Genomic DNA, 23,905 nt, shown 5'->3' with positions numbered 1-23,905 from the left:
AAGGAAAGTCCGAATGAACACGGCCACAACTACACTCACCGGCACGGCGCCGTGGCGGGCGCTGGCCGCCCATCGTGGCGAGCTCGAGGCGGTGGATCTGCGGGGGTTGTTCGCGGCGGATCCGGGGCGGGCGCAGCGGTTCTCGCTGACCGTCGGGGAGTGGTACATCGACTACAGCAAGCATCGGATCACCGACACCACGGTGGGGTTGCTGCTCGAGCTGGCCCGGGCGTGTGGGCTCGAGGCCCGCCGCGATGCGATGTTCGCCGGGGACCGGATCAACACCACCGAGGACCGGGCGGTGCTGCACACCGCGCTGCGGCTGCCGCGGTCGGCGACGCTGACCGTGGACGGCACCGACGTGGTCGCCGAGGTGCACACGGTGCTCGACGCGATGGCCGGCTTCGCCGAGAAGGTCCGCTCGGGCACCTGGCGCGGCGCCACCGGCGAGCCGATCGCCACGGTGGTGAACATCGGGATCGGCGGCTCGGATCTGGGCCCGGCGATGGTGGCGCGGGCGTTGCGGCACTGCGCCGACGGCCCGGCGGTGCGGTTCGTCGCCAACATCGACCCGGCGGATCTGACCGCGCAGCTGACCGGCCTGGACCCGGCCACCACGCTGTTCGTGGTGGCGTCGAAGACGTTCACCACCGTCGAAACCCTCACCAACGCCACCGCCGCGCGGCGCTGGCTGGTCGCCGCGCTCGGCGAGGACGCCGTCGCGGCGCATTTCGTGGCGGTGTCCACCAACGCGAGCAAGGTCGCCGAGTTCGGCATCGACCCGGCGAACATGTTCGGGTTCTGGGACTGGGTGGGCGGGCGGTACTCGGTGGGCTCGGCGATCGGGCTGGCGGTGATGTGCGCGATCGGGCCGGTGCGCTTCGCCGAGTTCCTCGCCGGGATGCACACCGTGGACGAGCACTTCGCCACCGCCCCGCTGGAGGCGAACGCGCCGGTGCTGCTCGGGCTGCTGGGGGTGTGGTACGCGTCGGTGCTGGGGGCGCAGTCGCGGGCGGTGCTGCCCTACAGTCAGGACCTGGCCCGGCTGCCGGCGTATCTGCAGCAGCTGACCATGGAGTCGAACGGCAAGAGCGTGCGGCGGGACGGGACGGCGGTGGACCACGACACCGGGGAGATCTTCTGGGGCGAGCCGGGCACCAACGGGCAGCACGCGTTCTACCAGTTGCTGCACCAGGGCACCCGGCTTATCCCGGCCGATTTCGTCGGGTTCGCCGCCGCGTGCGAGGACCTGCCCACCCGGGACGGGACCGGCAGCATGCACCAGATCCTGCTGGCGAACATGCTCGCCCAGGCCAAGGTGCTCGCGTTCGGGCGCACCGCGGCCGAGGTCGCCGCCGACGGCACCGACCCGGGGTTGGTGGCGCACAAGGTGATGCCCGGCAACCGGCCCTCGACCACCCTGCTCGCCCCGGCGTTGACCCCGGCGACGCTGGGCCAGTTGATCGCGTTGTACGAGCATCAGACCTTCGTCCAGGGCGTGATCTGGGGCATCGACTCGTTCGACCAGTGGGGCGTCGAACTCGGCAAGACCCAGGCCCTGGCCCTGGCACCGGCCCTGACCGGCGCGGCGGACCCCGACACCGGCGACACCTCCACCGACACCCTCGTCCGCACCATCCGGCGCCTCCGCCGCACGTGAGTCCCTCGGGCGGCCCCCACCGCCTCGAGGACGCACCGGCGAAGCCGCCCAGAGAAGGGAGAATCATGCCCGCGCCCAAGCTGTTGACCTTGCCCCCGGCGATCACGGAGTCCTGGGACTGGCAGCTGCACGCCGCCTGCCGGGACGCCGATGCCGCGACGTTCTTCCATCCGGACAACGAACGGGGTGAGGCGCGCACCGACAGAGTTCGTGCCGCGAAGCGGATCTGCCAATCCTGTCCTGTGCGGACGCAGTGTCTCCGGCACGCGCTCGAGGCCGGGGAACGGCACGGAATCTGGGGCGGGTTCTCGGAGGAAGAACGCAGAGTCCTGGTGCGGCCGTCGAACAGGGCACCCCATAGCCTGGAGCCGTGTCCGGTAGCCGTCTCCCCGAGATCCGCACGGGTGTCCGCGACTCCTGGGCGGTCGGTCTCGGCCTGATCCCGCTCGGCCTCGCGTTCGGGGTCGTGCTCACGCAGGCGGGCTTCGACTGGTGGTGGGCGCCCGTCTTCTCGACGGTGATCTACGCGGGCTCGATGGAGTTCCTCGCCGTCGGCCTGATCGGTGCGGTGACGCCGGTGGCGTCGATCGCCGCGGCGACCCTGCTCGTGAACTTCCGGCACGTGTTCTACGGGCTGTCGTTCCCCCTGGAGAAGATCCGCAGCCGGCTCGGCCGGGCGTACGGTGTCTACGCCCTCACGGACGAGACCTATGCCATCGTCGCCACCAAGCACCGCGACGAGCTGACCGGCCCGCGGATGCTGACGGTCGCGGCGACCTGCCAGCTGCTGTGGGTCGCCTCCGGGACCGTCGGCGCCCTGATCGGCGCGGCGCTGCCGACGGGGCTGTCGGGCCTGGAATTCGCCCTCACCGCGTTGTTCGCCGTGCTCGCGCTCGACGCCTTCCGCCTCGGGCGGGACCTGCCGGCCTCGGCTCTCGCGGTGGTGTGCGGCCTCGTCGGGGCGGCCGTGTCGAAGGACGGCATGCTGGTGATCTCGCTGGGACTGTTCGTCGCGTGCCTGCTGGTGCGGTTCGTCTACCGCAACAAGGTGGCCCGTGCCTGAGCCGGTACCGGGCGCCGGCTACGTCGTCGCTGCCCTGATCGTGATGTTCCTCGTCACCGTGGGCCTGCGGGCGGCGCCGTTCGCCGCGCTCGCCCGGCTGCGGGAGTCGGACGTGGTGGGGTACCTCGGCGCCGCGATGCCGGCCGGCGTGATGGTCATCCTGGTGATGTACACCCTGCGCGACGTCGGGCCGGCGACGTGGCTACCGGCGGTGCTGGGCCTGGCGGGAACCGTCGCGGTGCACCTGTGGCGGCGCAGCGCGGCGCTGAGCACCGTGGCCGGAACCGCGATCTACGTCCTGGCCGGGGCGTTCTGGAGCTGAGCGGTGCGAGCGCCGACCGGCGCCGGGACCACGTCGGGGCGGCGGGAACGTGCCGCGACGACCGCGGCGACGAGCACCGCGAGACCGGTGACGCACTGCGCGTTGCCGAGGGTCTGCTGGATGGCCGACTCGACCCAGCCGTGCGTGGAGGTGTCCTCGAGCAGGTAGTTGGGTCCGACGAGGAAGACCAGCGTGGCCGGCAGCAGCACGGGCCACCACGAGCGGTACCGGGGAGCCAGCGCGACCGCGACGAGCAGCACGCTGTATGCCCAGTGGTGCGTGACTGCGATGGGCGCCGCGAGCAGGGTCGCCAGCGCGATCACCCCGAGGGCGACGACGTGCTCGCCGGCCCGGGTGAAGCGGTGGGCGGCCCAGAGCGCCGCTCCGACGACGAGCGCGACGCCCGCGAGCCACGCCGCGGTGTACGCGTGGCCCTCGAGGCCGAGCCGGGCGAGCAGGCCGCTGAGCGCCTGATTGCGGAAGAAGTCCTGGTCGCCGGCCCGGTCGGTGGCCCAGGCTTCGGTGGTCCAGAAGTACACGGAGGATTCCGGGCGCAGCCAGTACGCGAAGCCTGCGACGGCGAGGAACGCACCGAAGGCGCGCACCGCGGACGGCATGTCCCGACGGAGCAGGAACAGCACACCGAACGCGGCGGGGGTCACCTTGATCGCGGCGGCGAGCGCGATCCCGACGCCGCGGAACCGCTGCGGGATCACACCGAGGACGTCGGCGACGACCAGGGCCATGAGGATGATGTTGATCTGCCCGAACAGGAAGTTGGACCGGATGGGTTCGAGCCAGAGTGCCACGCCCAGCGCGGCGGTCGCGACCACGTTCGCGCGACGGACGTCCATGCGGTCGAGCGAGACCTTCAGGACCCACCACACCAGGCCGATCAATCCCGCGGTCCACAGCACCTGCATCAACGTCGCGTTGAGCAGGGGGAGCGGGGCGAAGAGGAACGCCGCGAACGGCGGATAGATGAACCGGAATCCCGAGTTGGTGTGGAAGCCCTCGGTGTAGAGGGGGGTGTGGTGCAGGAATGCCCACCCCGCGTCGCGGAAGACGGACAGGTCCATGAGGTATCCGGTGACGGCGTTCTCGAGGTGGACACCGACCACGATCGCCGAGGCCATCAGCCCCACCCCCACGAGCAGGGAGTACCCGGGCCGGGCACGGACTTCGGACAGCAGCACGGACGATCACCTCCGCTTGTCGGGACAGGAACCTCCCGGATACGTTACACAATCGTTGCCTTCGGGGCCGGATGCGCGGGTTGCCCGGTCCCCCACCGCGTTTCCGGCCGGTTTGTCCGGTTCGGGCGATTCCGTGCGACGGCCTGCCTCGCACAGTCGAGACGAAATCGCGATCTCTACGACGTCTCCTAGATATGGACAGAAATTCCTGTCGAGCGGGGCCTTGCGATACTGGGCGCATGCCGCGCCGCGTGCCCGAGGAGCTTCTGCCGCACCTGCGCCGCGCCCGCGATCTCGCGGACCGGGAATACGCGCAACCTCTCGACCTCGCCGGGCTCGCCGCCGCCGCGGGGGTCTCGAAGTATTACTTCCTGCGCTGCTTCACCGCCGTGTACGGCAGGACGCCCGGGGTTCACCTCACCGAACGACGCATCGAGCGGGCGCAGGACCTGCTGCGCGCGACGAACCTGACCGTGACGGAGATCTGTCATCTCGTCGGGTACAGCAGCCTCGGGTCGTTCGGCACCCGGTTCCGTCAGCTGGTCGGCGTCACTCCCACCGAGTATCAGGCCACGTTCGCCGAGTCCGGTGCGCCCCGCATCCCGGGCTGCTGGGTGTTCATGCACGGTCTGAGCGACCGCCGTCGAACTGCGCAATTTGGGAGAAGCCCGCACCGTTCCCGTCGATCTACGGTCGAGGCGTGCCGCACCATCGACCCGGAGGGCACGCTGTGATCACCAACATCTCCCTGTTCACCCTCTATGTCACCGATCAGGACGAGGCGAAGAAGTTCTATGTCGACACGCTGGGGTTCGTGGAGACCGCGGACGTGGCGATGGGTGAGGGCTTCCGCTGGGTGACCGTCGCGCACCCGGACCACCCGGAACTCGAGGTGACGCTGATGGTGCCCGGCCCACCCCTGGGCCCGGACATGGCCGCGGCGGTGCGCCGCGCGCTGGCCGACGGCACCATGGGCGGTTTCGGGCTCCGCACCACGGACTGCCGCAAGACGTACGAGGAACTCACGGCCAAGGGGGTCGAGTTCACCCAGCCGCCGTCCGAGCGTCCCTACGGTGTCGAGGCCGTGTTCCGGGACAACTCGGGAAACTGGCTCGTGTTGGTGGAGCCCCGCGAGTACACGCCCGACGAGTTCCGTTGATTCGGAACTCTACGACTTTCTCGGACTTTTCCGAGAGAGGGATATAAAGGCGCAGATCCACGTCGGGAAGCCGCCCGGACGCGCCGGCGGTACCCTCCTGTGCGGCGCCGGGCCGTCCGGCACGGTGACGCACGGGAGGGAACCCATGACACGGCAGGCGCCGGTGATCGCGCTGCTCGCTGCGGTGCTGGCGGCGACGCCGGCGCATGCCGCACCCGCCGAGCCCGCGACGGACGGGGTGCCCGGCAGCGGCCCGTGTGCGAGCGACACGTGGCAGCACGAGTCGCTGATCCCGAAGGACCTCGACATCCCGGTGCCGTACCCGGTGATCACCACCGTGCCGTACCCGGCGCCGGAACCGGAGACCGTGCGGATCGATCCGCCTCCGCTGCCGGTCGACCCGTGCGCCGATCCGTGCCCGGACCTGACCGACGAGCCGGTCACCCCGGATCCGGTCTTTCCCCGGATCGCCCTGAAGCCCAGTCCCTTCCACCTCGGCATCCCGGTGCCCGGCGAGGGGGCCGAGCCGCTGCCGCCGCTTCCGGCGCCCGAGACCCCGCCGATCGAGCCCGCCCCGCAGGCGCCCGCGCTCCCGGCTCCGCGGGTCGTCGAGGTCTCCACCGTCGCCAAGCAGACGGGCGCCGGATCGGTCACCCGGACCGACAAGCGCTGGCAGGTGTACGGCACCGATCTGGGCATCATGTGGGAGTCGGAGCCCGGCCGGATCGCCGTCGCGTTCGGTGACACCGTCGGCAAGGGCTTCCATCCGCCGGGCGGGCAGGGTGACGACTGGCGCAGCAACGTGCTGGCCTTCTCCACCGACCGTGATCTCGCCGACGGGATGAGCTTCGACTCGATGGTGCAGGACTCGCGGTGCCATGCCGCCGAGATCCTCGGCAGCCGCAAGCTCGACAACGTCGAGATCACCACGATCCCGACGTCGGGATTCGCGGTCGGCGACCGCCAGTACCTGACGTACATGTCCATCCGGACCTGGAACAGCATTCCCGGCACGTGGTGGACCAACCACGGTGGCATCGCGTACTCGGACGACGGTGGTTCCACCTGGACCAAGGATCCGTACGCCAAGTGGGACAACATCTTCGGCGTCACCAACTTCCAGGTGGCCGCGGCGGTGCCGGCACACGGATACGTCTACCTGTTCGGCACCCCCAATACCCGGCTCGGCTCGGTGGCGCTGGCCCGGGTGCCCGAGGACCGGGTGCTCGAGCCGGGCGCCTACCAGTACTGGCGCGACGGGAACTGGACCCCTGCCGGCGGATACACTGCGGCGACGCCGGTCGTGCACGGCCCCGCTGGGGAGTTGTCCGTGCGCTACGACGCCGCCGCGGACCGCTGGCAGATGACGTACCTGGACACCGCCAAGGCCGCGATCGTCGTGCGGGAGGCCGAGTCGCCCCAGGGAGTGTGGTCGGAGAGCACGCGACTGGTCGGCGTGGAGCAACACCCGGAGCTGTACGGCGGGTTCGTCCATCCGTGGTCGACGGACGAGGACCTGTACTTCATGCTCTCGACGTGGTCGGACTACAACACCTTCCTGCTGCGGGCGAGGATCGAGCGCTGAGCCGCGGCCGCCCGCCGACCGGCCGCTGCCCGCCGGTCGGCTGCCCGGCCGCCCGCTGACCGGCCGAATGTCACATGGGTACGGTTCGATCGAACCCATGTGACATTCGGTCACGAGAACTGCTCACGCAATGCCGTTTTCCGGAACTTTCCGGTCGCCGTTCGGGGGATGGCCGGAAGGATCTCGAAACGGTCCGGCATCTGCCATTTGGCGAACTCGGTGGACAGGTGCTCTCTGAGGGCGTCAGGATCGACGGACTTGCCCTCGCGCAGGGCCAGGACCGCCAGCGGTCGCTCGCCCCACTGCGCGTCGGGGACTGCCACCACGGCTGCCTCTGCGACGGCGGGGTGAGCCATCAGGTGGTTTTCGAGATCGACCGAGGAGATCCACTCTCCCCCGGACTTGACCAGGTCTTTGGCCCGGTCGCAGATGCGGATGCACCCGCGATGATCGATACGCACGATGTCTCCGGTGCGGAACCACCCGTCAGGGGTGAAGCTGTCTGCACCCGACCCGTTGTGATAGGCGGCGGCCACCCAGGGACCGCGGACTTCGAGTTCTCCCATGGACTTGTCGTCCCAGTCGATCAGGTCGCCCTCTTCCCGGCGGGCGCGGATCTCCACGAACGGCACGGCGATGCCCTGCCGGGATCGGAACTCGTACTGCTCGTCGCGGCTGCCGTCGTCGAGATCGTCGGGCAGTCGGCAGATGCTGCCGAGCGGGGTGGTTTCCGTCATTCCCCATGCCTGGACGACAGTGAGACCATGGCGGTCGAAGCCTTCGAGCAGGCTGCGCGGGACGGCGGCACCGCCGACGATCAGCCGATCGAGCCGGGTGAGGTCCCACCGATGCGGATCCGCATCCAGCTCCGCGAGCATTCCCATCCACACCGTCGGTACACCTGCCGTTATCGTGACCCGCTCGTCCGCGAGCAGGTCGAGCACGCTGGACGGGTCCAATTGCCGGCCGGGCAGTACAAGTCGTGCGCCGATCAGTGCCGCGGCATACGGCAGGCCCCAGGCGTTGGCGTGGAACATCGGGACGACCGGAAGCAGCGTGTCGCGTGCGGAGACCCCCAACGTGTCGGGAAGCGCTGCGGTCAGGGAGTGCAGGACCAACGCCCGATGGGAGTAGACCACTCCCTTCGGCCGCCCGGTGGTCCCAGACGTGTAACACATTGCGGCAGCTCGATGCTCGTCGACAGAGGGCCACGGCATCGGGGCCGCCGAGTCGACGAGGTCGTGGTAGTTCAGCGTTCCCTCGGGCGCCGGTCCGTCGTGGGCGACGACGATGACATGGTCGAAGGTGTGTCCTTCTCGGATGTTGTCGAATACGTCCAGCAGGGATTCGTCCACCACGAGCACCCGGTCCTGCGCGTCACCGACGATGAAGCTCAGTTCGTCGGGGTGCAGGCGCGGATTGAGGGTATGGACCACCGCGCCCATCGCGGGTACCGCGAGGTACATTTCCATGTGTTCGATCTGGTTCCACATCAGTGTGGCTACCCTGTCGCCGTCGGCAACGCCGAGTTGTGCGAGCGCTGATGCCAGCCGACGGGCACGTGCGCCACATGCTCCCAGGGTGGACCGTACGATGCTGCCGTCCGGACGTCGAGATACCACTTCCTTGTTGCGGTGGAAGTACTCGGCGCGCTCGGCCACCGCCGCGATCGTCAGTTGATAGTCATCCATCATGAGTCCGTTGAGCATGTGGTTCTCCTGGTTCGATGAGTCGAGAAGGGCGGGGCCGGACGCTCCGGGTCGATGGGCGACGATTCTCCTCACGGCGGAGGCGCCGGCCCGGCGTGCCGTCTGCGGCCCGTATCGGCGGAGTGCGCTGCGGTCGGCGGAGTGCGTGCACATCCGAGGGGCGGAACGGCTGCGCGCCCTGTGCGGTCGGCGCGCGATGGCCCGACGTGGAGCATAGGGGGCAGTTGGTCAGTTGTCGAGCCGATTCGATTCGTTGTCAACGCGATTCGACGACGATTCGGGCGAGCCGTGTGTTCGGGTGCGGTCTGCGAGGGACGTCGGCCGGACGGAGGTGTCCGGTCGAAGGGCCTCCACCCGCTGCACTCCCGCCGAATACGTCCGCCGTCCGATGATCAGGAGCGCTCCGGCGGCCACGTATGCCAGTGGTGCCCATTGGAGGGAGACGTCGAGGCCGATCCGGTCGGCGGCGAGGCCTACCACGAACGGTCCGAGGGCAAGTCCGAAGACACTGTTGGACATGGTGACGGTGCCGAAGGCGGACGCCCGCAGACTGGGGTGGGTAAGGCTGGCGACCACCGAAGTGATGCCTCCGGAGATGGACGCGGCACACAGTGCACCGCCGGCGAGCAGCGCCAGTTGCGGCGGTCCCGGCTCGAGGCCGAAGCCGACGATCAACAGCAGTGCTGCAACTGCACACAAGGCGAGTGCCACGCTCCACCGCCGGTCCGGGGTGTTGCGGCAGATCCGATCGGTGGCGATCCCGCCGACCAGCATTCCGAGGCCGATCGCCAGGAAATACACTGCGGCAACCGCTCCGGCCCGGTCGGGCGCGAGAGAGTAGTAGCGGTTGAAGAAGCTCGGCAACCATGCCGTCAGCGCGCCGACGGTGAACATCTGCAGACCCGCGGTGGCGTATGCGCACAACACCGAGACGCTCGAGAACAGGCTCGACAGCGGCGCACGGTATCCGTCCGTGCCGGACTCTGCGGGCGGGGCTTCTGCCTCCGGACTCTGCTGCTGCACTATTCGGCGGTCGGTGACCACGAGGCTGAACAATCCGGCCAGGACGAACCCGATGACGGCCATGACGCCGAACGACCACCGCCAGCCCAGAGAGGTGGCGACGGTGCCGCCGAGGGCGACACCGATCACCGAGCCCATTGCTCCTGCTGCATAGAAGGCGCCGCTGAGGGAGGCACGCAGGCGTGCAGCGAAGACACTGAAGATCACTGCGATCCCTGCGCTACCGAATGCCGCCTCTCCCACACCGACCAGGAATCGGGCCGCCAGCATCTGTTCGTAGCCGGCGGCGACCGCGCACAGCAGCGTGGCCACACTCCAGATGGTCGCCATCAGGACGATGCTCTTCACGCGACCCCACCGGTCGGCCAGGATCGACAAGGGTAATGCCAGCAGACCGACCATGAGCGCGACGACGCTGTGGAAGGAGGCCAGTTCGGCGTCGGACAGATCCCATTCCTGCTTCAGGAAGGGATAGATCGAACTGAGTACCTGCCGGGACATGTAGTCCGACAGCATCAGTCCGAGGATGAGCGCCAGCACGACCCAGGGGTAGATCCTGGATCGAGGCGTCGGTGGGGGCGATGTGGCAGACGCGCAGTCGATCTCCGGCGTGGCCTTTGTTTCCATGGACGCTCCTCAGACGGTCGGTTCAGCTCACCTCTCGGCGCCCGCGATCGGTGCGATCCGATGTGGCGCGTCCGAGCCGTATGCCGGCGCGGTCCTCCGCGGTCCTCCGCGGTCCTCCGCGGCACTCTCGCACTCGGGCGTTGTGGCGGCGGGGCGATCCGGGATCGAGGTGCGTGCGGGCGACCACTTCGAGGTGGCGGACATCACAGTAGCCCGGGTCGGTGCCCGAGTGCTTGACCTGACGTGGCACCCGAGTTGACATTCTGTCCCGAGTGGAGTGCGCAAAGATGCTCCATCGCCGCCGAGTCCGTGCGCCTGCCGACCCGTGGTCGATGTCTCCTCGGGTCCGGGTCGCAGTGTCGTCGACGGGGTCGCGTCCGACGTCAGTGCGTGGACTGTTCCGCGCCGGTCGACGGGTCGGGGCGGGAGACGTCCCCGGTTCTGTGGGTGGCGCGCCACGACGTGGGGCTGGCGCCGAATTCGCCGCGAAACCACCGTGAAAACGCGGAGGGTTCGGAGAACCCGAGCAGTTCCGCGACTTGGCCGAGCGGTCGGCGCTGGTGTCCGACGTACTGGCGCGCCAGATCCAGGCGGGTGGAGTTGAGGAGGGCGGAGAAGGTCGTGTCGGCACGCACCAGGCGGCGGTGCACCGTCTTGCGGTCCACGCCCAGTGTTCGGGCGACCTGCTGCAGCGAGCACCGGCCGGTAGGGAGCAGGGCCTCGACCAGTTCGCGGATCCGGTCGAGGTCGTCTCCGGGTCGGCCGGCGGCGATTCCTTCCACGTACTGTCTGGCCAGGGGACGCAGCAGCGGGTCGGCCAGGCTGTTGGGGGCCTCGAGGTCATCGGCGAACATCACGAGTCCGTCGAATTCTGCGCCGAAGCGGATCTCGGATTCGAGGACGCGATGGTGAACGGTGAGGTCGGCCGGGGGGTCGTGCCGGAAACACACGGTGACAGGCTTCCACGCACCCCCGACCAAGGCGCGGACGACGCGAACGGTGGTGCCGACGACCTGCTCGACGAGCTGGCGTGACTTGACGGTCGCCGCCAGGTCCAGCTCGATCTTGACGGTGGCCAGACCATCGGTTTCGGAGATCCGAATATGGAACGCCTCGCTGTGCAGATGCTCGTAACGGCTGATCAACTGCAGCGCGCTACGCACATCCGGCTCCTCCCGGGCTCCGAGTCCGATCGCGCCGAGGACGGACAAGCGCCGGGTCTGCGCGAGCTGAAGGCCGAAGGCTGCCGAGCCGGTCGCGTCTGCGGACACTTCGAGCAGTTCGGCGACCGCGTGCACGGCGATCCATTGACCGGGTACGGCCAGGTCGGCTGTGCTCAGGCCGACCGACCTCAGCAGTGGGAGCGGGTCCACGCCGACGGAGCGCATGAAGTCCAGGTAGGCGCTCAAGGTGGTGTTGCGGACCAGGGGGTTCATGCGACTCCTTACGTGCCCCGTAATGTCAATGATTCTGCCACGCAGAGTCAAGAAATATTGCGTGTGCGGGTCTACGCTCTGGTTACCGAAATCACACGGTGTCGGATCGGGAAGCGCGCGTCACGGACAGAGGTGGCGCCGTCGTCCGGACGGAGAAGCTCCGGCCGGGAGCACCTCGGGGCGACGGCCATCGGCCCCGACCCGACGTTCGCAGGTCCGGCATGTGCGGCTGCACCCGATGCCCGCCCCACCCTCATGTCCTGATCAACCAGGCCAGATCCCAACCAGGGAGGATTCAGATGAAGAACATGCTCCACGCCGAAGAACAGGCCCCCGTCGACGCGGATCACGCGCCGCCACTGATCAAGGCGAAGCCGCTCTCGAGGTATATCGGTACCGAACTGTTCGATGTGACTCTCGGTGAGATCGCCCGCGACGATGCGCTGTTCGCCGAAACGAAGGCTCTTCTGCTCGAGCGCAAGGTACTGTTCCTGCGGGATCAGGACATCACGCGCGCCGAGCACGTCGCCTTCGCCGAGCGATTCGGTCCCCTCGAGGAGCCCCACCCCAACGCGCCCAACGATTCCGGACTGGTGCTGCTGTACAAGGACGCGGACAGCACGCCCGAGCATTACGAGAACGTCTTCCACTCCGACACCATCTGGCGGGAGCGTCCAGCCATGGGCGCTGTCCTGCGGTGCGTGGAGACACCGGAGGTGGGCGGGGACACGATCTGGGTGAACATGGTGCAGGCGTACCGGGATCTCCCGGAGCACGTCAAGCAACAGATCGACGGACTTCGCGCTCGCAGTAGCTTCGAAACCCTTTTCGGCGCAGCCAAGCCCATGGAACTGCGCCACCAACTGAAAGAGCGTTTCCCCGATCCCGAGCACCCGGTGGTGCGTACGCATCCCGAGACCGGCGAGAAGATTCTCTACGTCAACGGCGTGACCACTCACTTCGTGAACTTCCATACCCCGCAGAACGTGCGCTTCGGGACGGATTTCGCGCCCGGCTCCGGCAACCTGCTCAACTACCTGATCAGCCGCGCCGCGATCCCGGAGTACCAGGTTCGCTGGCGATGGACCAAGAACAGCGTCGCGATCTGGGACAACCGCAGCACCCAGCACTACGCAGTGCAGGACTACTGGCCGGCCGTCCGGAAGATGGAACGCGCCACCATCATCGGAGACCAGCCCTTCTGACGGCGACGGCCCGGACCACCCACAGCACCCCCTGAAGGAGATTCTCATGCAGACCGCTCAACAACTCGACGTCAACTACATCAAGGGCGACGACAATCCGTGGATCCCGTTCACTCCACTCACCGACCAGGTGTTCCTCAAGTACTGGAAGGTCGACCCCGTACGGGCCGAGATCGTCGTCTCGATGAAGACCCCGGCCGGGCTCGAGCTGCCGCCCCATTACCACACCGGTATCGTGGTCGGGCACACCGTCAAGGGCGCCTGGCGCTACAAGGAGAACAACTGGATCTCCCGGAGCGGCGACACCGTCTACGAGGTCGCCGGCTCCTCTCACACCCCCGAAAGCCTCGAAGACACCGAGGTCTTCTTCTATCTCGTCGGTGAACTGCTGTTCCTCGACCAGGACAACAAGATCCTGTGGCAGGAGACTGCCATGACCCACATCGAACGCTACAACACCTACTGCGCTGAGCACGGCATCGCGGCGCGCGACCTGAGCAGCTGGCAGGACTGACCACCGCAGATCGACACCACTCGAATCCGGTTGCGGCCATCGGGCCGAGAAACGGCCGCAACCGGATTCGACTACCCGACTCCCTGGTTCCGGCGATGGTCATCGAAGTTGCACGGCGGGTCCTTTCCGGCGGGAAGAGCGCCGCAGTCGGGCGGAGGAGTCGTCGGAACGATTTCCCGTCAACGCGTATCCATGACGTTTCACGCGATGTCCACGCAGTCGACGTCATGACACCCCGCACAGCAACCGAACTCACGCCCGGCCGTCGGCGGTCACACCGCCGGGATCCGGCGCGGAGGAAGCGCGCGCGGAATTCCATGTAAGACGCACTCCGCGAGTGGGATTCGGAGCGGTATCGACGGATCACAAGAGATCTCCTGCACATCCCCGACGCGATCTACCGGAGCCGACCGTGAACACCACCAGCACCACCACCATCACCCCGCCTACCGTGGTACTCGTCCCCGGTTTCGTCCCCCTCACCGCCGACCACTGGCAGTGCCTGCTCGCCGAGAAATGGGAGAAGGCGCGCATTGTCGCGCCGCCCGGCTGTGCCCCGCTCAGCCGAACCGCGTGGGTTGAGGCGCTCGAGGCGGTCCTCGCCGGCATCGCGGGCCCGGTTGTCCTCGTCGCCCATGGTGCCGGCGTGCTCACCACTGTCCACTGGGCTCGGCAACCCAACCGCCCCGTCGACGGAGCGCTGCTGGTGGCTCCACCGGACTTCGAACTACCGCTGCCCGATGGATACCCCTCCACCGAGGATCTCGACCGCCACGGCTGGAATCCATTGCCCCGAAGGCGACTGCCGTTCCGCAGCATCGTTGCCGCCAGCAGAAACGACGCCCTGGCCTGCTTCCGCCGCGTGGCCGGCATGGCCGAACACTGGGGTAGCCGTCTGATCGATGCGGGAGATGCCGGGCATTTGGATCCTACTGCTGGATACGGCAATTGGGATCAGGCGCACGAACTGGTCCGCGATCTCGGGCGAGTGCGCATACCGGAGGGCGTGCCCGGCGCACCCATCCTTGCAATGAGTGACCCATCCTGAATCGGTTTGCCTTCTGCGGCGGCGCCACTCCGTTCCGGGAAACCCTGAATCTGATCCGCGGAACGTGTCCGTCGCGCTTCAACTGGGAGAACATTGAATGACTATGCAAAGATCGGATTCTGCCGAGGAAACGGCAGCGCCTACCGTGGACGACCCTCACGGTTTCCTGCATCGATTCGCGGAAGTCAACGGAATGCGTATCCACTATGTCGAGGAGGGGGAAGGTCCGCTGGTGGTGCTGGTACACGGCATCCCATACCTCTGGTACATGTGGCGCCGGCAGATCCGTGCACTGGCCGCGGCCGGATATCGAGTGGTGGCACCGGACATTCGTGGGTTCGGGCGGAGCGGGTGTCCCGAGCAGGTGCAGGACTGCAATGTGTTCGATGCGGTCGGCGACCTCGTCGGGTTGATGGGCGGCCTCGGGGAAACCTCGGCCGTGGTCGTGGGCCACGATCTCGGATCGTTCGTGGCCCATGCGGCGGCCCAGCTGCGCCCCGATCTGTTCCATGCCCTGGCCATGCTGAACACCCCTGTCCCTCCCCGCGAGCCCTGCCGGCCGAGTGAGAATTGGAAGAAGCTGGAAGCGGAGACCGGTACGCGCTTCTATCAGCACTATTTCCAGACGCCGGGTGAAGCCGAGCGACACATGGATGCCGATGTCCGCACGACGCTGCGCAGCATCTACTACTCGGTCCCCGGCAGCGCGGTCGGTGAGGAACGCTGGCGCCAGTTCGTCGCGGAGGGCGAGAACTTTCTCGATACGGTTTTCGACCCCGAGTTCCTCCCGGGTTGGCTACCCGAGATCGCCCTGGACTACTACGTCAGCGAATACTCGCGCACCGGGTTCGGGCCTGCGTTGAACTTCTACCGGAACCGCGACCGCATCTGGGAGCAGAGCTCGTTCCTCGACGGCCTGAAGCTGCAGCAGCCCAGTCTGTTCATCGGTGGAGCGGCGGATCCCGCGTTGGACCGATTCGCTCCCCTCTACGACCGTCTGGAGAGCCATCTTCCCAACTTGCGCAGGAAAGCCCTGCTCGAGGGAGTCGGTCACAGCGCAGCGGAGGAACAGCCGGAACTCGTCACCGGAATGTTGCTCGCCTTCCTCGCCGATCTCTGAACGGAGGGACTCCGGCGACTCGCAACGAAAGTGTGTCCCGTAGGGGTCGGGGACTCCGTGCGTCGGCCTGCGCTGTCGCGGCCGCCCGTGCGCCGGTCGCCCGGCCGAATGTCACATGGGTTCGGTTGGATCGAACCCATGTGACATTCGGTCACCTAGGTGCCGGTGATCTCGTTGGGGGTCTGCGGCAGCGACGCGGTCGTCACGGCGGCCGAGTCGAGATCGACCGCGTGCAGCGCGCTGTTCGCCGGGTCGGTGACGTAGGCGGTGTGGCCCTGCACGTACAGCGCCGGGCGCGGTGACTGCCACTCGTCGGGCTCGGTCCACGGGGCGAGGACGTCGATGCGCCGGACCACCGCGCCGCTGTTCTGGTCGATCACGTGCAGCGCTCCGTCGGTGCCCAGGACGAGTGCCTCGCCGTGGGGTCCGCGTCCGAGCGAGCGGAACGTGTAGCTGGTGCCGAGGTCGACGAGCCGCAGCTCGCCGGTGCGGGTATCGGTGAGCGAGACACGCTGTGGTCGTTCGAGTTCCGCGTCCGGATCGCTCTTGTAGTCGCCGAGCACGATGTCGGACTCCTCGGATCCGGCCTGGTTTCCGATCCGGCCGTACGGGTCGGGGGCGCTCACCTTCGTGATCGTGCCGTCGCGGTAGACGAGCAGGCCGTCCTCGCAGCCCAGCACGACGGCCTCGTCGGCGGCGACGGCCTCGCCGTGCACGCCGGGGCACTGCTCGTTGCGGGTGATCTCCCGGCGCTCGGCGTCGAGGACGGCGATGCCGTTGCGGGACTCGCTGTTGCCGAGGGTGACGAGCAGGCTGCCGTCGGCGAGCGCGACCGCGACGCCGTGGTGCGCTTCCGGAGTGGTGTAGGTGTCGGTCTGCGGCGTGCCGTCGGCGAGGTCCTCGGGGTCGAGGATGTCGACGCGGCCGGTGCCGTCGTCGAAGAGCACGGTCCTGCCCGCGTGCCGGACGACGTGCCCGGGCTTGGCGGCGGCGAACTCGACGTCGGTGAGTGCCGCGCTGCCCGCGTAGTGGTGCGCGTGGTCGCCGTGGGGTTCGGACCAGCTGCCGGTGTCGAGGACGCGGAAGCGGCCGGCGGTGGAGACGAACACGTGCCGGCCGTCGCCGGCGGCATTGAGGCGGTTGAATCCGTCGAGCGGCAGGTCGGCGACGACGTCGAGGTCGTTCGCGTCGAGGACGAGAATGCCGCCGTCGTAGGTGACGGCGAGCCGGGGCTCGGCGGCGGCGACCTCGGCGGGAGCGGTCGGGGCGGGGGCCGCGGGGGCGTCCTCGGCGGTGGAGGTGGAGCAGCCGGCCACGAGCACGGCGGCCAGCCCGGCGGTGAGCGCGAGACTTCGGGAGGACTTCATGCCGGAACATCTACGCGTTATTGCAAACGAATGTCAAAGTCTATTATGCGAATGTCCGCATCCGGGATGTCCCGCGACACGCGGTGCAAGGAGGCGGTGTCCACGCGCGGCGCCGTTACCATCGACCGATGGACCCGGTCCGCAACCCGTACGCTCCCGGCGCGGGGCAGCGCCCGCCCGAGCTCGCCGGCCGGGCGAAGCAGCTCGACGCCTTCGACGTGGTGCTCGAACGGATCGCCCGCGGCCGCCCCGAACGCAGCGTCGTGCTCACCGGGTTGCGCGGCGTCGGCAAGACCGTCCTGCTCAATCAGCTTCGCTCCGCGGCGATCTCGCGGAGCTGGGGCACCGGCAAGATCGAGGCCCGGCCCGACCAGGACCTGCGCCGGCCGCTGTCGTCGGCGCTGCACATGGCGGTGCGCGAGATCGCCCCGGCCCATCCGCACCCCGAATCGGTCGAGTACTTCCTCGGCGTGCTCAAGTCGTTCGCGCTGCGGGCCACCGCGGACAAGGGCATGCGCGAGCGGTGGCAGCCCGGCATCGACGCCCCCGCGGTCAAGGGCCGCGCCGACACCGGCGACCTCGAGATCGACCTCGTCGAACTCCTGATCGACGCCTCCGGGCTCGCCCGCGACGTGGGCGTGGGCATCGCGCTGTTCGTCGACGAGATGCAGGACCTCGGCGCACCGGACATCTCCGCGATCTGCGGGGCGTGCCACGAGCTCAGCCAGGACGCCGCACCCCTCATCGTGGTCGGCGCCGGGCTGCCGCACCTGCCCGCGGTGCTCTCCGCGTCGAAGAGCTACTCGGAGCGGCTGTTCAGCTACCACCGGATCGACCGGCTCGACCGCGGCTCCGCCGACATCGCGCTCATCGCGCCGGCCGAGCGGGAGGGAGTGACCTTCACCGAGGAGGCGCTCGACGCGCTGTACGAGACGGCCGACGGATACCCCTACTTCGTCCAGGCCTACGGCAAGGCGACCTGGGACGTCGCGGCGACGAGCCCGATCACCGCCGACGACGTGCGCGTTGGCGCGCCCGCCGCCGAGGAAGAACTCGCCGTCGGGTTCTTCGGCTCCCGGTACGAGCGCGCCACCCCCGCGGAGCGGGAGTACATGCGCGCCATGGCCGACCTCTCCGGCGACGACGGTCCCGTCGCGACGTCGAAGATCGCGGCCGAACTCGGCCGCAAGCCTGCGTCGCTGTCGCCCGCGCGGGACGGGCTCATCAAGAAGGGGCTCATCTACTCCGCCGAACGGGGCTTCATCGGATTCACCGTGCCGCACTTCGGACGGTATCTGCGCGCTCAGCACGACTGAGCTGCAACCGGATTCGCTGCAGGGCGCGGTGCTGGGCGATGCGGACGGCGCCGACCGAGGTGCCGAGCATCGCGGCGGTGCGTTCGGCGCTGTAGCCCTGCAGGATCCGCAGCTGCACCACGCGGCGCTGCTGCTCCGGCAGCAGCGCGAGTTGCCGGCGGACCGCGGAACGCAGCTCCTCGTCGAGCACGCCCTCCTCGGGCCCGGGGCCGGCGACGTCGTGCAGCGGCGTCACGGTACGCGCAGCCTTGCGCCGGACGTCCGCGACCTTGTGCGTGGCGATCCCGAACGCGAAGCGCAGCAGCGACGCACCGCGATCCTGGTAGCGCGGCAGTGCCCGCGTCAGTGCGAGGCACACCTCCTGGGTGACGTCCTCGGCCGGAGTGTGCGCGCGGGTGCCCTCGTCCATACGCGCGGCGCAGAAGCTCAGCACATGGGGGCGAACGGAACTCACCACCACGCCCACGGCGTGCGGTTCACCGGCGACGGCGCGCGGTACCCAACGGCGGAGCAGCTCCTCGGTTTCGATGCGGTGCACGGGGTGTCCTCTCGGGCGGGGAAGGTGGTGAGTTCCACCTTCCGTCGCCCGGGCGCCCCGGGCCAGGACCCCTGGGGGTGGTTACTCCTCCACCCACCGCACGGCGTCGTCCAGGCTCGCCCGGTCGGTGCGGCAGGTGTTGGCGGGGTGGCTCTCGTCGGCGTAGCCGAAGGAGATCGCGCACACGATGTCGCGCTCGTCGGAGATACCGAGTTCGCGGCGGACGGCACCGGCGGCCATCGCGACGGCGGCCTGCGGGACGGCGGCGATGCCGAGCGCCTGCGCGGCGAGGAGCAGGGTGGCGACGTACCCGCCGCAGTCGACCGCTCCGTACGTGCCGAGTGCCTTGTCGGTCGTGACGATCGCGACGTGCGGCGCCCCGAAGAAGCGGTAGTTCTCGAGCATCTGCTCGGTGCGGCGCGCGTAGTCGTCGCGGGCGATGCCGAGGCTGTTGTAGAGGGCGTAACCGGCGCCTCGGCGCCGGTCGGCGTACACCCCGCGGTACTCGGCGGGGCCGGGGATGTCCGGGTCGAGATGGCCGGACGCCGCCTGGTCGTACACCGCGGTCCGCAGCCGCTCGATGGCGTCCCCGCCGGCCACGACGACCTCCCACGGCTGGGAGTTGCACCACGACGGGGTGCGCTGCGCCATCCGCAGCATGGTTTCGATGTCTTCGCGCGGCACCGGCTTGGACAGGAACGCCCGGCAGGAGTAGCGGGTGTCGAGCAGGGTCGAGAGCGAGGCACGGTGGTCGATCGTCATGTGACCAGGGTCGCACAGGCACCTGTGTAGCGCTCGTTCAGGGCCGTCGTGCGGGACCGGCGGCCGTGTAGTTCTCCCGGTCGAACCGCCGGGTGCGCAGCCGGTATCGCCAGGACGAGCCCGGCCACAGCGACCGGTTCACCGCGTCGCGGTCCAGGTACCAGCTCCGGCACCCCGTGGTCCACACGGTGCCTGTCGAGCGCCGGCGCATCTCGTCGGCGAACTCCCGCTGGGCGGCCGCCCGCACCTCGAGTGCGGTGACGCCCTCCCGGTCGGTGGCGTCCATCGCGGCGGCGACGTAGCGGAGCTGGCTCTCGATCATGAACAGCAGCGAGGTGTGGCCGATGCCGGTGTTGGGCCCGCCGAGCAGGAAGGCGTTGGGGAACCCGGCGACGGTCGTGCCCAGGTGCGCCGACGCGCCGTCGCGCCCCCACCGCTCGAGCAGGGTGCGGCCGTCGCGGCCGACGACCGGCAGGCCGGCGAGCGCGGCGGACACCCGGAATCCGGTCGCGTACACCAGGACGTCGGCCGCGTGTGCCCGACCGTCGACGGTGCGCACACCGTGCGGGCCCAGTCCCGCGACCGGGGTGGTGACCACCGTGCTGGAGTCTCGGGCGAGCGCGGGATAGTAACTGTCGGAGAACAGGATCCGTTTGCACCCGATCCGGTGTCGCGGGGTCAGGGCGCGGCGCAGGTCCGGGTCGGGCACCTGCCGGTGCAGGTGCCGCAGCGCCCGGGCCTCGAGGCGGGCGAGCCGGCGGTCGGCCCCGGTGAGGGCGGGGACGAGCGCCTCGCCGCGCCAGTACTCGACCGTCCGTCGCGCGCGGTGCGGCAGCGGTAGGTGCTGCCTGCGGCGCGGCAGCACCCAGGCGGGGCTGCGCTGGAACATCGTGACACGGCCGGCGGTGTCGGCGAGGTACGGGATCACCTGGGCAGCGCTCGCACCGGTGCCGATCACGGCGACGTGCCGCCCGGTGACGTCGACGGCGTGGTCCCAGCGCGCGGTGTGGAAGGCGGGGCCCGCGAAGGAGCCTTCGAGGCGGGGAATCTGCGGGACGTTCAGGGCGCCGGTGGCCAGGACGAGGAAGCGGGCCGCGTAGTCCGGACCGTGGTCGGTGCGCACGTGCCAGCGGCCCGTCGTCTCGTCCCACCGGCACCCGGTTGCGGTCGTGCCGTAGGCGATCCGGTCGTCGAGCCCGTTCCCTGCGGCGAACGTGTGCAGGTGCGCGAGGATCTCCGGCTGGGTAGCGCGGCCGCGGGCCCAGACGGCCTGGGGAGCGGACGAGTACGAGTACAGGGCCGGATGGATGTCGCACTCGCACCCCGGGTAGGTGTTGTCGCGCCACGTGCCGCCGAGAGCGGCGCTCCGTTCGAGAACGCGCACGTCGCGGCCGCGTTGCCGCAGGTGTGCGGCGGCACCGAGCCCGGCGAAGCCGGCGCCGACGACGAGTACTTCGGTTCCGATCACTTGAACAGTGTGCAAGTACCGGCTTCACCAGGCAAATTAGGGTCTATATCGCCATCTAGTACGCGGTCGAGAATCCTGAATACTTCCCGATCAGACCACGTCCTCTTCGTTGCCCGGCGTGACCCGGCGCAGCCCCCGGTACGCGTCGGCGGGGGAGCGGCGGCCGGCCACGACGGCCTCGACCTCGGCGGCGATGGGCATCTCCACCTCGTACTCGCGCGCCAGTTCCATCACCGTCGGGGCCGTCTTCACCCCCTCGGCCACCTGGCCCAGCCGGGCCACCGCCTCCTCGAGGGTGAGCCCGCTCGCCAGCGCCTCGCCGATCCGGCGGTTGCGGGACGCCGGGCTCGTGCACGTCGCGATCAGGTCGCCCATGCCGGTCAGGCCGGCGAACGTCCGCGGGTTGGCCCCCATCACCTCACCGAGCCGGGTCATCTCGGCGAGGCCCCGGGTGAGCACCATCGCCCGGGTGTTGTCGCCGACCCGCAGCCCCTCGGCCATGCCCGCCGCGATCGCGACGATGTTCTTCAGGACCCCGCCGAGTTCACAGCCGAGGACGTCGGTGTTGCGGTACACGCGGAAGACCTTCGAGGCGAACAGTGGCTGCAGGGCCGCCGCGACGCGTTCGTCCGCCGTGGCCACCACCGCGGCGGCCGCCATGCCGTCGGCGACCTCGCCGGCGATGTTCGGCCCGGCCAGCAGCCCCACGGGGTGCCCCGGCAGGCATTCGCCGATCACCTCGGTGGGCCGCAGGCGCGTGCCCGGTTCGAGTCCCTTCGCGAGCGAGAGGATCGGCACCCAGGCCCGCACCTCGTTCGAGATCTCGGCGAGGGTGGCGCGGACCGCGTGGGACGGCACTCCGACCACCAGCACGTCGGCCTCGTGCGCGGCCTCGAGGAGGTCCGAGGTGGCGCGCAGGTTGGCCGGCAGGGTCCGCTCGCCGAGGTACCGGGTGTTGCGGTGCTCCTCGTCGATCTCGCGGGCGGTGTCCGGATTGCGGGACCAGAGCAGGGTCGGGGTGTTCCGGGCCGACAGCCCTGCGACGGTGGTGCCCCACGAGCCGGAACCGAGGACGACGACGCGAACCGGACGTGCCATGGGTTGTTGATCCTGTCTGCGCGGCGGGACGGTACGGCCCTCAGGGTGTCAGTTCGCCCGTCCCGGCGCCGGATTTTCGCGGATGCCCGGTCCCCGATCTGCGTCGTACCGTATGTGCGGATGCGCACACTGGCATATCTGATACCCCAGGGGGTATATTGACGATAGACCCCGACCGCTTCCCCGAGGAGGACGCCCATGTGTTACCCCGTCACCTGCCCCAAGTGCGGAAAGACCGGCTGGGGCGGCTGCGGCCAGCACGTCGACAGCGTGATGAAGTCCGTGCCCGCCGCCGAGCGATGCGCCTGCGACCAGGACTCCGCTCCCAAGACGAGCTCCGGCATCTTCGGCTCGCTGTTCGGCCGCTGACACCCACCGGCTCGGGACACGGCGGGTGCGCGCACCCACACGCGCGCACCCGCCGTCACCGGCCGGTCGTCCAGTCCCCCCGCTCGAGCAACCGCGACACGATCACCCCGGCCACCAGACCCCAGAACGCCGCCCCGATGTTCCAGAACGTCACGTTCGCGGCGGTGACGACGAATGCCACCAGCGCCCCCATCGTGTACTTCGAGGCGAACGCCGTCACGAACGCGCCCTGCAGCGCCCGCAGCATCGCCAGGCCCCCGAGGGTCGCGACGAACGCCGCCGGCGCGGCGGTCATCCACCGCACGAACAGCGGCGCGAACAGTCCGAACACGATCGAATACAGCCCGAAACACACGGCCGCCGTGTACTGGCGGCTCCGCTCACCGGACGCGGTGAGCAGGGCGTTCGTCGGGCCGGTCAGGCACGTCGACACCGCGCCGACGCAGGCGGCACCGAGCGACCACACCCCGCACGCGATCGTGGTGACGTTGATCGGGGGCCGGTGCCCGGCCGCCGTGAGCACTGCGACGCCCTGCCCGTTCTGCACCACCAGCACGGTGATCGCCAGCGGGATCACCAACTCCAGCAACGCCGTCCACGTGAACACCGGGGCGGTGAAGACCGGCGACGCGAGGATGCCCGCTCCGCCCGGGGCCGGGGAGAAACGCCCCGACGCCGCCACCGCGACCGCACCGGCGATCAGCGCCCCGAGGATCGGCGGCAGCCACCGGCCGATCCGGCCGAACGCGCTCAACGCCAGGAACATCAGCACCATGGGCGCGGCGATCGCGACGTCCGCACCGAGCGCGAGCACCAGGTCCACACCGAACTTCAGGAAGACGCCGGCCACCATCGCCATGACGATCGGCATCGGCAGCGCCTCCATCACCCGCCGCACCAGCCCGGACGCCCCCAGCACCAGCACCAGCAGGCCGGTGACCAGGAACGCCCCGATCACCTCCGGCCAGGACAGGTGCCCCAGCGACCCGCCGACGAGGATCGTGCCCGGAATCGTCCAGGCGAAGCCGAGGGGCTGCCGGTAGGCGATGCTCATCGCGATCGTCAGCACGCCGTTGAGGACGAAGATCCCGAAGATCCACGACGCCAGTTCGGCGGCGCCGAGCCCGCCGGCCGCGCCGGCCGCGAGGACGACCGCGACCGGCCCCGTCGACGAGAACACCAGCCCGATCACGCCGTTCGCCGCGTACTCGACGCCGAGGTCCCGCAGCACCCGGCGCGGCCGGGTCACGGGCCGAGCGGGCCGCTCGAGCAGGTCGGTGTCGTTCGGGGGAGAGGTCTTCTCGTCGACTGCTGTCATCT

General features: G+C 69.3%; 23 protein-coding genes. 13 read left to right on the top strand and 10 right to left on the bottom strand.

The features are described 5' to 3' along the window. Positions 1-13 precede the first annotated feature (13 nt). From pgi to KZJ41_RS26140, 4 genes are all read left to right on the top strand, one after another. Positions 14-1,660: a glucose-6-phosphate isomerase gene (gene pgi / locus KZJ41_RS26155; protein WP_251549863.1), complete on the top strand. Its 1,647-nt coding sequence runs from the start codon at positions 14-16 to the stop codon at positions 1,658-1,660. Positions 1,661-1,725: 65 nt separating this feature from the next. Then, the gene (locus KZJ41_RS26150) at positions 1,726-2,100 is read left to right on the top strand and encodes a WhiB family transcriptional regulator (RefSeq protein ID WP_037201217.1); all 375 of its coding nucleotides are present in this window, start codon (positions 1,726-1,728) and stop codon (positions 2,098-2,100) included. Further along, on the top strand, positions 2,031-2,723 hold the full coding sequence (locus KZJ41_RS26145) for an AzlC family ABC transporter permease (RefSeq protein WP_185713237.1): 693 nt from the start codon (positions 2,031-2,033) through the stop codon (positions 2,721-2,723). The genes KZJ41_RS26150 and KZJ41_RS26145 overlap by 70 nt, the downstream gene beginning before the upstream one ends. Continuing rightward, the gene (locus tag KZJ41_RS26140) at positions 2,716-3,045 is read left to right on the top strand and encodes a branched-chain amino acid transporter permease (RefSeq protein ID WP_102800027.1); all 330 of its coding nucleotides are present in this window, start codon (positions 2,716-2,718) and stop codon (positions 3,043-3,045) included. Before KZJ41_RS26145 ends, KZJ41_RS26140 begins: the two co-directional genes overlap by 8 nt. On the opposite strand, the gene KZJ41_RS26135 is transcribed toward KZJ41_RS26140, so the two are convergent. Continuing rightward, positions 3,015-4,241 carry a glycosyltransferase 87 family protein gene (locus KZJ41_RS26135; RefSeq protein WP_050036060.1) on the bottom strand — a complete coding sequence of 409 codons (1,227 nt, stop codon included), beginning with the start codon at positions 4,239-4,241 and terminating at the stop codon, positions 3,015-3,017. The genes KZJ41_RS26140 and KZJ41_RS26135 overlap by 31 nt on opposite strands. Positions 4,242-4,480: 239 nt before the next feature. Here KZJ41_RS26135 and KZJ41_RS26130 point away from each other — a divergent pair, with 239 nt between their 5' ends. The 3 genes from KZJ41_RS26130 (at position 4,481) to KZJ41_RS26120 (ending at position 6,985) form a co-directional block, all read left to right on the top strand. Then, positions 4,481-4,975, top strand: coding sequence for a helix-turn-helix transcriptional regulator (locus KZJ41_RS26130; protein WP_050036059.1), 495 nt, complete (start codon positions 4,481-4,483; stop codon positions 4,973-4,975). Further along, positions 4,972-5,400 (top strand): VOC family protein, encoded by a 429-nt coding sequence (locus KZJ41_RS26125; RefSeq protein WP_006940919.1) that lies wholly within the window; start codon positions 4,972-4,974, stop codon positions 5,398-5,400. The genes KZJ41_RS26130 and KZJ41_RS26125 overlap by 4 nt, the downstream gene beginning before the upstream one ends. A gap of 145 nt (positions 5,401-5,545) precedes the next feature. Continuing rightward, positions 5,546-6,985, top strand: a complete 1,440-nt coding sequence (locus KZJ41_RS26120; protein WP_050036058.1) for a DUF4185 domain-containing protein — start codon at positions 5,546-5,548, stop codon at positions 6,983-6,985. 110 nt (positions 6,986-7,095) lie between these two features. On the opposite strand, the gene KZJ41_RS26115 is transcribed toward KZJ41_RS26120, so the two are convergent. From KZJ41_RS26115 to KZJ41_RS26105, 3 genes are all read right to left on the bottom strand, one after another. After that, complete coding sequence (locus KZJ41_RS26115; RefSeq protein ID WP_050036057.1) at positions 7,096-8,694, bottom strand: long-chain fatty acid--CoA ligase; 1,599 nt, start codon at positions 8,692-8,694, stop codon at positions 7,096-7,098. A gap of 228 nt (positions 8,695-8,922) precedes the next feature. Beyond that, a complete protein-coding gene (locus tag KZJ41_RS26110) occupies positions 8,923-10,344 on the bottom strand; it encodes an MFS transporter (protein ID WP_251549860.1) in 1,422 nt (473 codons plus the stop codon). Positions 10,345-10,727: 383 nt separating this feature from the next. Then, positions 10,728-11,780 (bottom strand): AraC family transcriptional regulator, encoded by a 1,053-nt coding sequence (locus KZJ41_RS26105; RefSeq protein WP_029546525.1) that lies wholly within the window; start codon positions 11,778-11,780, stop codon positions 10,728-10,730. 299 nt (positions 11,781-12,079) lie between these two features. Here KZJ41_RS26105 and KZJ41_RS26100 point away from each other — a divergent pair, with 299 nt between their 5' ends. The 4 genes from KZJ41_RS26100 to KZJ41_RS26085 all read left to right on the top strand — a co-directional run bounded on the left by KZJ41_RS26100 (position 12,080) and on the right by KZJ41_RS26085 (position 15,667). After that, complete coding sequence (locus KZJ41_RS26100; protein WP_006940943.1) at positions 12,080-12,985, top strand: TauD/TfdA family dioxygenase; 906 nt, start codon at positions 12,080-12,082, stop codon at positions 12,983-12,985. 46 nt (positions 12,986-13,031) lie between these two features. Further along, positions 13,032-13,499 (top strand): 2,4'-dihydroxyacetophenone dioxygenase family protein, encoded by a 468-nt coding sequence (locus KZJ41_RS26095; protein ID WP_251549858.1) that lies wholly within the window; start codon positions 13,032-13,034, stop codon positions 13,497-13,499. A gap of 412 nt (positions 13,500-13,911) precedes the next feature. After that, positions 13,912-14,547, top strand: a complete 636-nt coding sequence (locus KZJ41_RS26090) for an alpha/beta hydrolase (protein WP_006940947.1) — start codon at positions 13,912-13,914, stop codon at positions 14,545-14,547. Positions 14,548-14,692: 145 nt separating this feature from the next. Further along, positions 14,693-15,667 carry an alpha/beta fold hydrolase gene (locus KZJ41_RS26085; RefSeq protein WP_232334137.1) on the top strand — a complete coding sequence of 325 codons (975 nt, stop codon included), beginning with the start codon at positions 14,693-14,695 and terminating at the stop codon, positions 15,665-15,667. A 155-nt stretch (positions 15,668-15,822) separates the two neighbouring features. On the opposite strand, the gene aztD is transcribed toward KZJ41_RS26085, so the two are convergent. Then, on the bottom strand, positions 15,823-17,034 hold the full coding sequence (gene aztD, locus KZJ41_RS26080; protein ID WP_050036054.1) for a zinc metallochaperone AztD: 1,212 nt from the start codon (positions 17,032-17,034) through the stop codon (positions 15,823-15,825). A gap of 128 nt (positions 17,035-17,162) precedes the next feature. Here aztD and KZJ41_RS26075 point away from each other — a divergent pair, with 128 nt between their 5' ends. Beyond that, positions 17,163-18,350: an AAA family ATPase gene (locus KZJ41_RS26075; protein ID WP_029546523.1), complete on the top strand. Its 1,188-nt coding sequence runs from the start codon at positions 17,163-17,165 to the stop codon at positions 18,348-18,350. On the opposite strand, the gene KZJ41_RS26070 is transcribed toward KZJ41_RS26075, so the two are convergent. From KZJ41_RS26070 to KZJ41_RS26055, 4 genes are all read right to left on the bottom strand, one after another. Beyond that, positions 18,304-18,888 carry a sigma-70 family RNA polymerase sigma factor gene (locus KZJ41_RS26070; protein WP_029546522.1) on the bottom strand — a complete coding sequence of 195 codons (585 nt, stop codon included), beginning with the start codon at positions 18,886-18,888 and terminating at the stop codon, positions 18,304-18,306. The genes KZJ41_RS26075 and KZJ41_RS26070 overlap by 47 nt on opposite strands. Positions 18,889-18,969: 81 nt before the next feature. After that, positions 18,970-19,650 carry a nitroreductase gene (locus KZJ41_RS26065; RefSeq protein ID WP_029546521.1) on the bottom strand — a complete coding sequence of 227 codons (681 nt, stop codon included), beginning with the start codon at positions 19,648-19,650 and terminating at the stop codon, positions 18,970-18,972. A gap of 37 nt (positions 19,651-19,687) precedes the next feature. Beyond that, a complete protein-coding gene (locus tag KZJ41_RS26060) occupies positions 19,688-21,118 on the bottom strand; it encodes an NAD(P)/FAD-dependent oxidoreductase (RefSeq protein WP_050036053.1) in 1,431 nt (476 codons plus the stop codon). A gap of 90 nt (positions 21,119-21,208) precedes the next feature. Further along, positions 21,209-22,216 carry an NAD(P)H-dependent glycerol-3-phosphate dehydrogenase gene (locus KZJ41_RS26055; RefSeq protein ID WP_006940963.1) on the bottom strand — a complete coding sequence of 336 codons (1,008 nt, stop codon included), beginning with the start codon at positions 22,214-22,216 and terminating at the stop codon, positions 21,209-21,211. A 198-nt stretch (positions 22,217-22,414) separates the two neighbouring features. Between KZJ41_RS26055 and KZJ41_RS26050 the strand changes: the two genes are divergently transcribed. Then, on the top strand, positions 22,415-22,585 hold the full coding sequence (locus KZJ41_RS26050; protein WP_167666173.1) for a hypothetical protein: 171 nt from the start codon (positions 22,415-22,417) through the stop codon (positions 22,583-22,585). A gap of 55 nt (positions 22,586-22,640) precedes the next feature. Here KZJ41_RS26050 and KZJ41_RS26045 read toward each other — a convergent pair whose 3' ends face one another. Beyond that, positions 22,641-23,903 carry a benzoate/H(+) symporter BenE family transporter gene (locus KZJ41_RS26045; protein ID WP_006946220.1) on the bottom strand — a complete coding sequence of 421 codons (1,263 nt, stop codon included), beginning with the start codon at positions 23,901-23,903 and terminating at the stop codon, positions 22,641-22,643. Between the last annotated feature and the right edge of the window lie 2 nt (positions 23,904-23,905).

Source organism: Rhodococcus sp. 11-3, assembly GCF_023704055.1.
GTDB classification, from domain to species: Bacteria; Actinomycetota; Actinomycetes; order Mycobacteriales; family Mycobacteriaceae; genus Rhodococcus; species Rhodococcus aetherivorans.
The sequence above is the reverse complement of the archived record's forward strand: the minus strand, read 5'-3'. Positions and strand labels throughout refer to the sequence as shown.

What these genes read in the sequence shown, in the direction of transcription:
- pgi (WP_251549863.1), top strand. Translation starts at nt 14, where the DNA reads ATGAACACGGCCACAACTACACTCACCGGCACGGCGCCGTGGCGGGCG.
- KZJ41_RS26150 (WP_037201217.1), top strand. Translation starts at nt 1,726, where the DNA reads ATGCCCGCGCCCAAGCTGTTGACCTTGCCCCCGGCGATCACGGAGTCC.
- KZJ41_RS26130 (WP_050036059.1), top strand. Translation starts at nt 4,481, where the DNA reads ATGCCGCGCCGCGTGCCCGAGGAGCTTCTGCCGCACCTGCGCCGCGCC.
- KZJ41_RS26120 (WP_050036058.1), top strand. Translation starts at nt 5,546, where the DNA reads ATGACACGGCAGGCGCCGGTGATCGCGCTGCTCGCTGCGGTGCTGGCG.
- KZJ41_RS26115 (WP_050036057.1), bottom strand. Translation starts at nt 8,694, where the DNA reads ATGCTCAACGGACTCATGATGGATGACTATCAACTGACGATCGCGGCG.
- KZJ41_RS26110 (WP_251549860.1), bottom strand. Translation starts at nt 10,344, where the DNA reads ATGGAAACAAAGGCCACGCCGGAGATCGACTGCGCGTCTGCCACATCG.
- KZJ41_RS26105 (WP_029546525.1), bottom strand. Translation starts at nt 11,780, where the DNA reads ATGAACCCCCTGGTCCGCAACACCACCTTGAGCGCCTACCTGGACTTC.
- KZJ41_RS26100 (WP_006940943.1), top strand. Translation starts at nt 12,080, where the DNA reads ATGAAGAACATGCTCCACGCCGAAGAACAGGCCCCCGTCGACGCGGAT.
- KZJ41_RS26095 (WP_251549858.1), top strand. Translation starts at nt 13,032, where the DNA reads ATGCAGACCGCTCAACAACTCGACGTCAACTACATCAAGGGCGACGAC.
- aztD (WP_050036054.1), bottom strand. Translation starts at nt 17,034, where the DNA reads ATGAAGTCCTCCCGAAGTCTCGCGCTCACCGCCGGGCTGGCCGCCGTG.
- KZJ41_RS26075 (WP_029546523.1), top strand. Translation starts at nt 17,163, where the DNA reads ATGGACCCGGTCCGCAACCCGTACGCTCCCGGCGCGGGGCAGCGCCCG.
- KZJ41_RS26065 (WP_029546521.1), bottom strand. Translation starts at nt 19,650, where the DNA reads ATGACGATCGACCACCGTGCCTCGCTCTCGACCCTGCTCGACACCCGC.
- KZJ41_RS26055 (WP_006940963.1), bottom strand. Translation starts at nt 22,216, where the DNA reads ATGGCACGTCCGGTTCGCGTCGTCGTCCTCGGTTCCGGCTCGTGGGGC.
- KZJ41_RS26050 (WP_167666173.1), top strand. Translation starts at nt 22,415, where the DNA reads ATGTGTTACCCCGTCACCTGCCCCAAGTGCGGAAAGACCGGCTGGGGC.
- KZJ41_RS26045 (WP_006946220.1), bottom strand. Translation starts at nt 23,903, where the DNA reads ATGACAGCAGTCGACGAGAAGACCTCTCCCCCGAACGACACCGACCTG.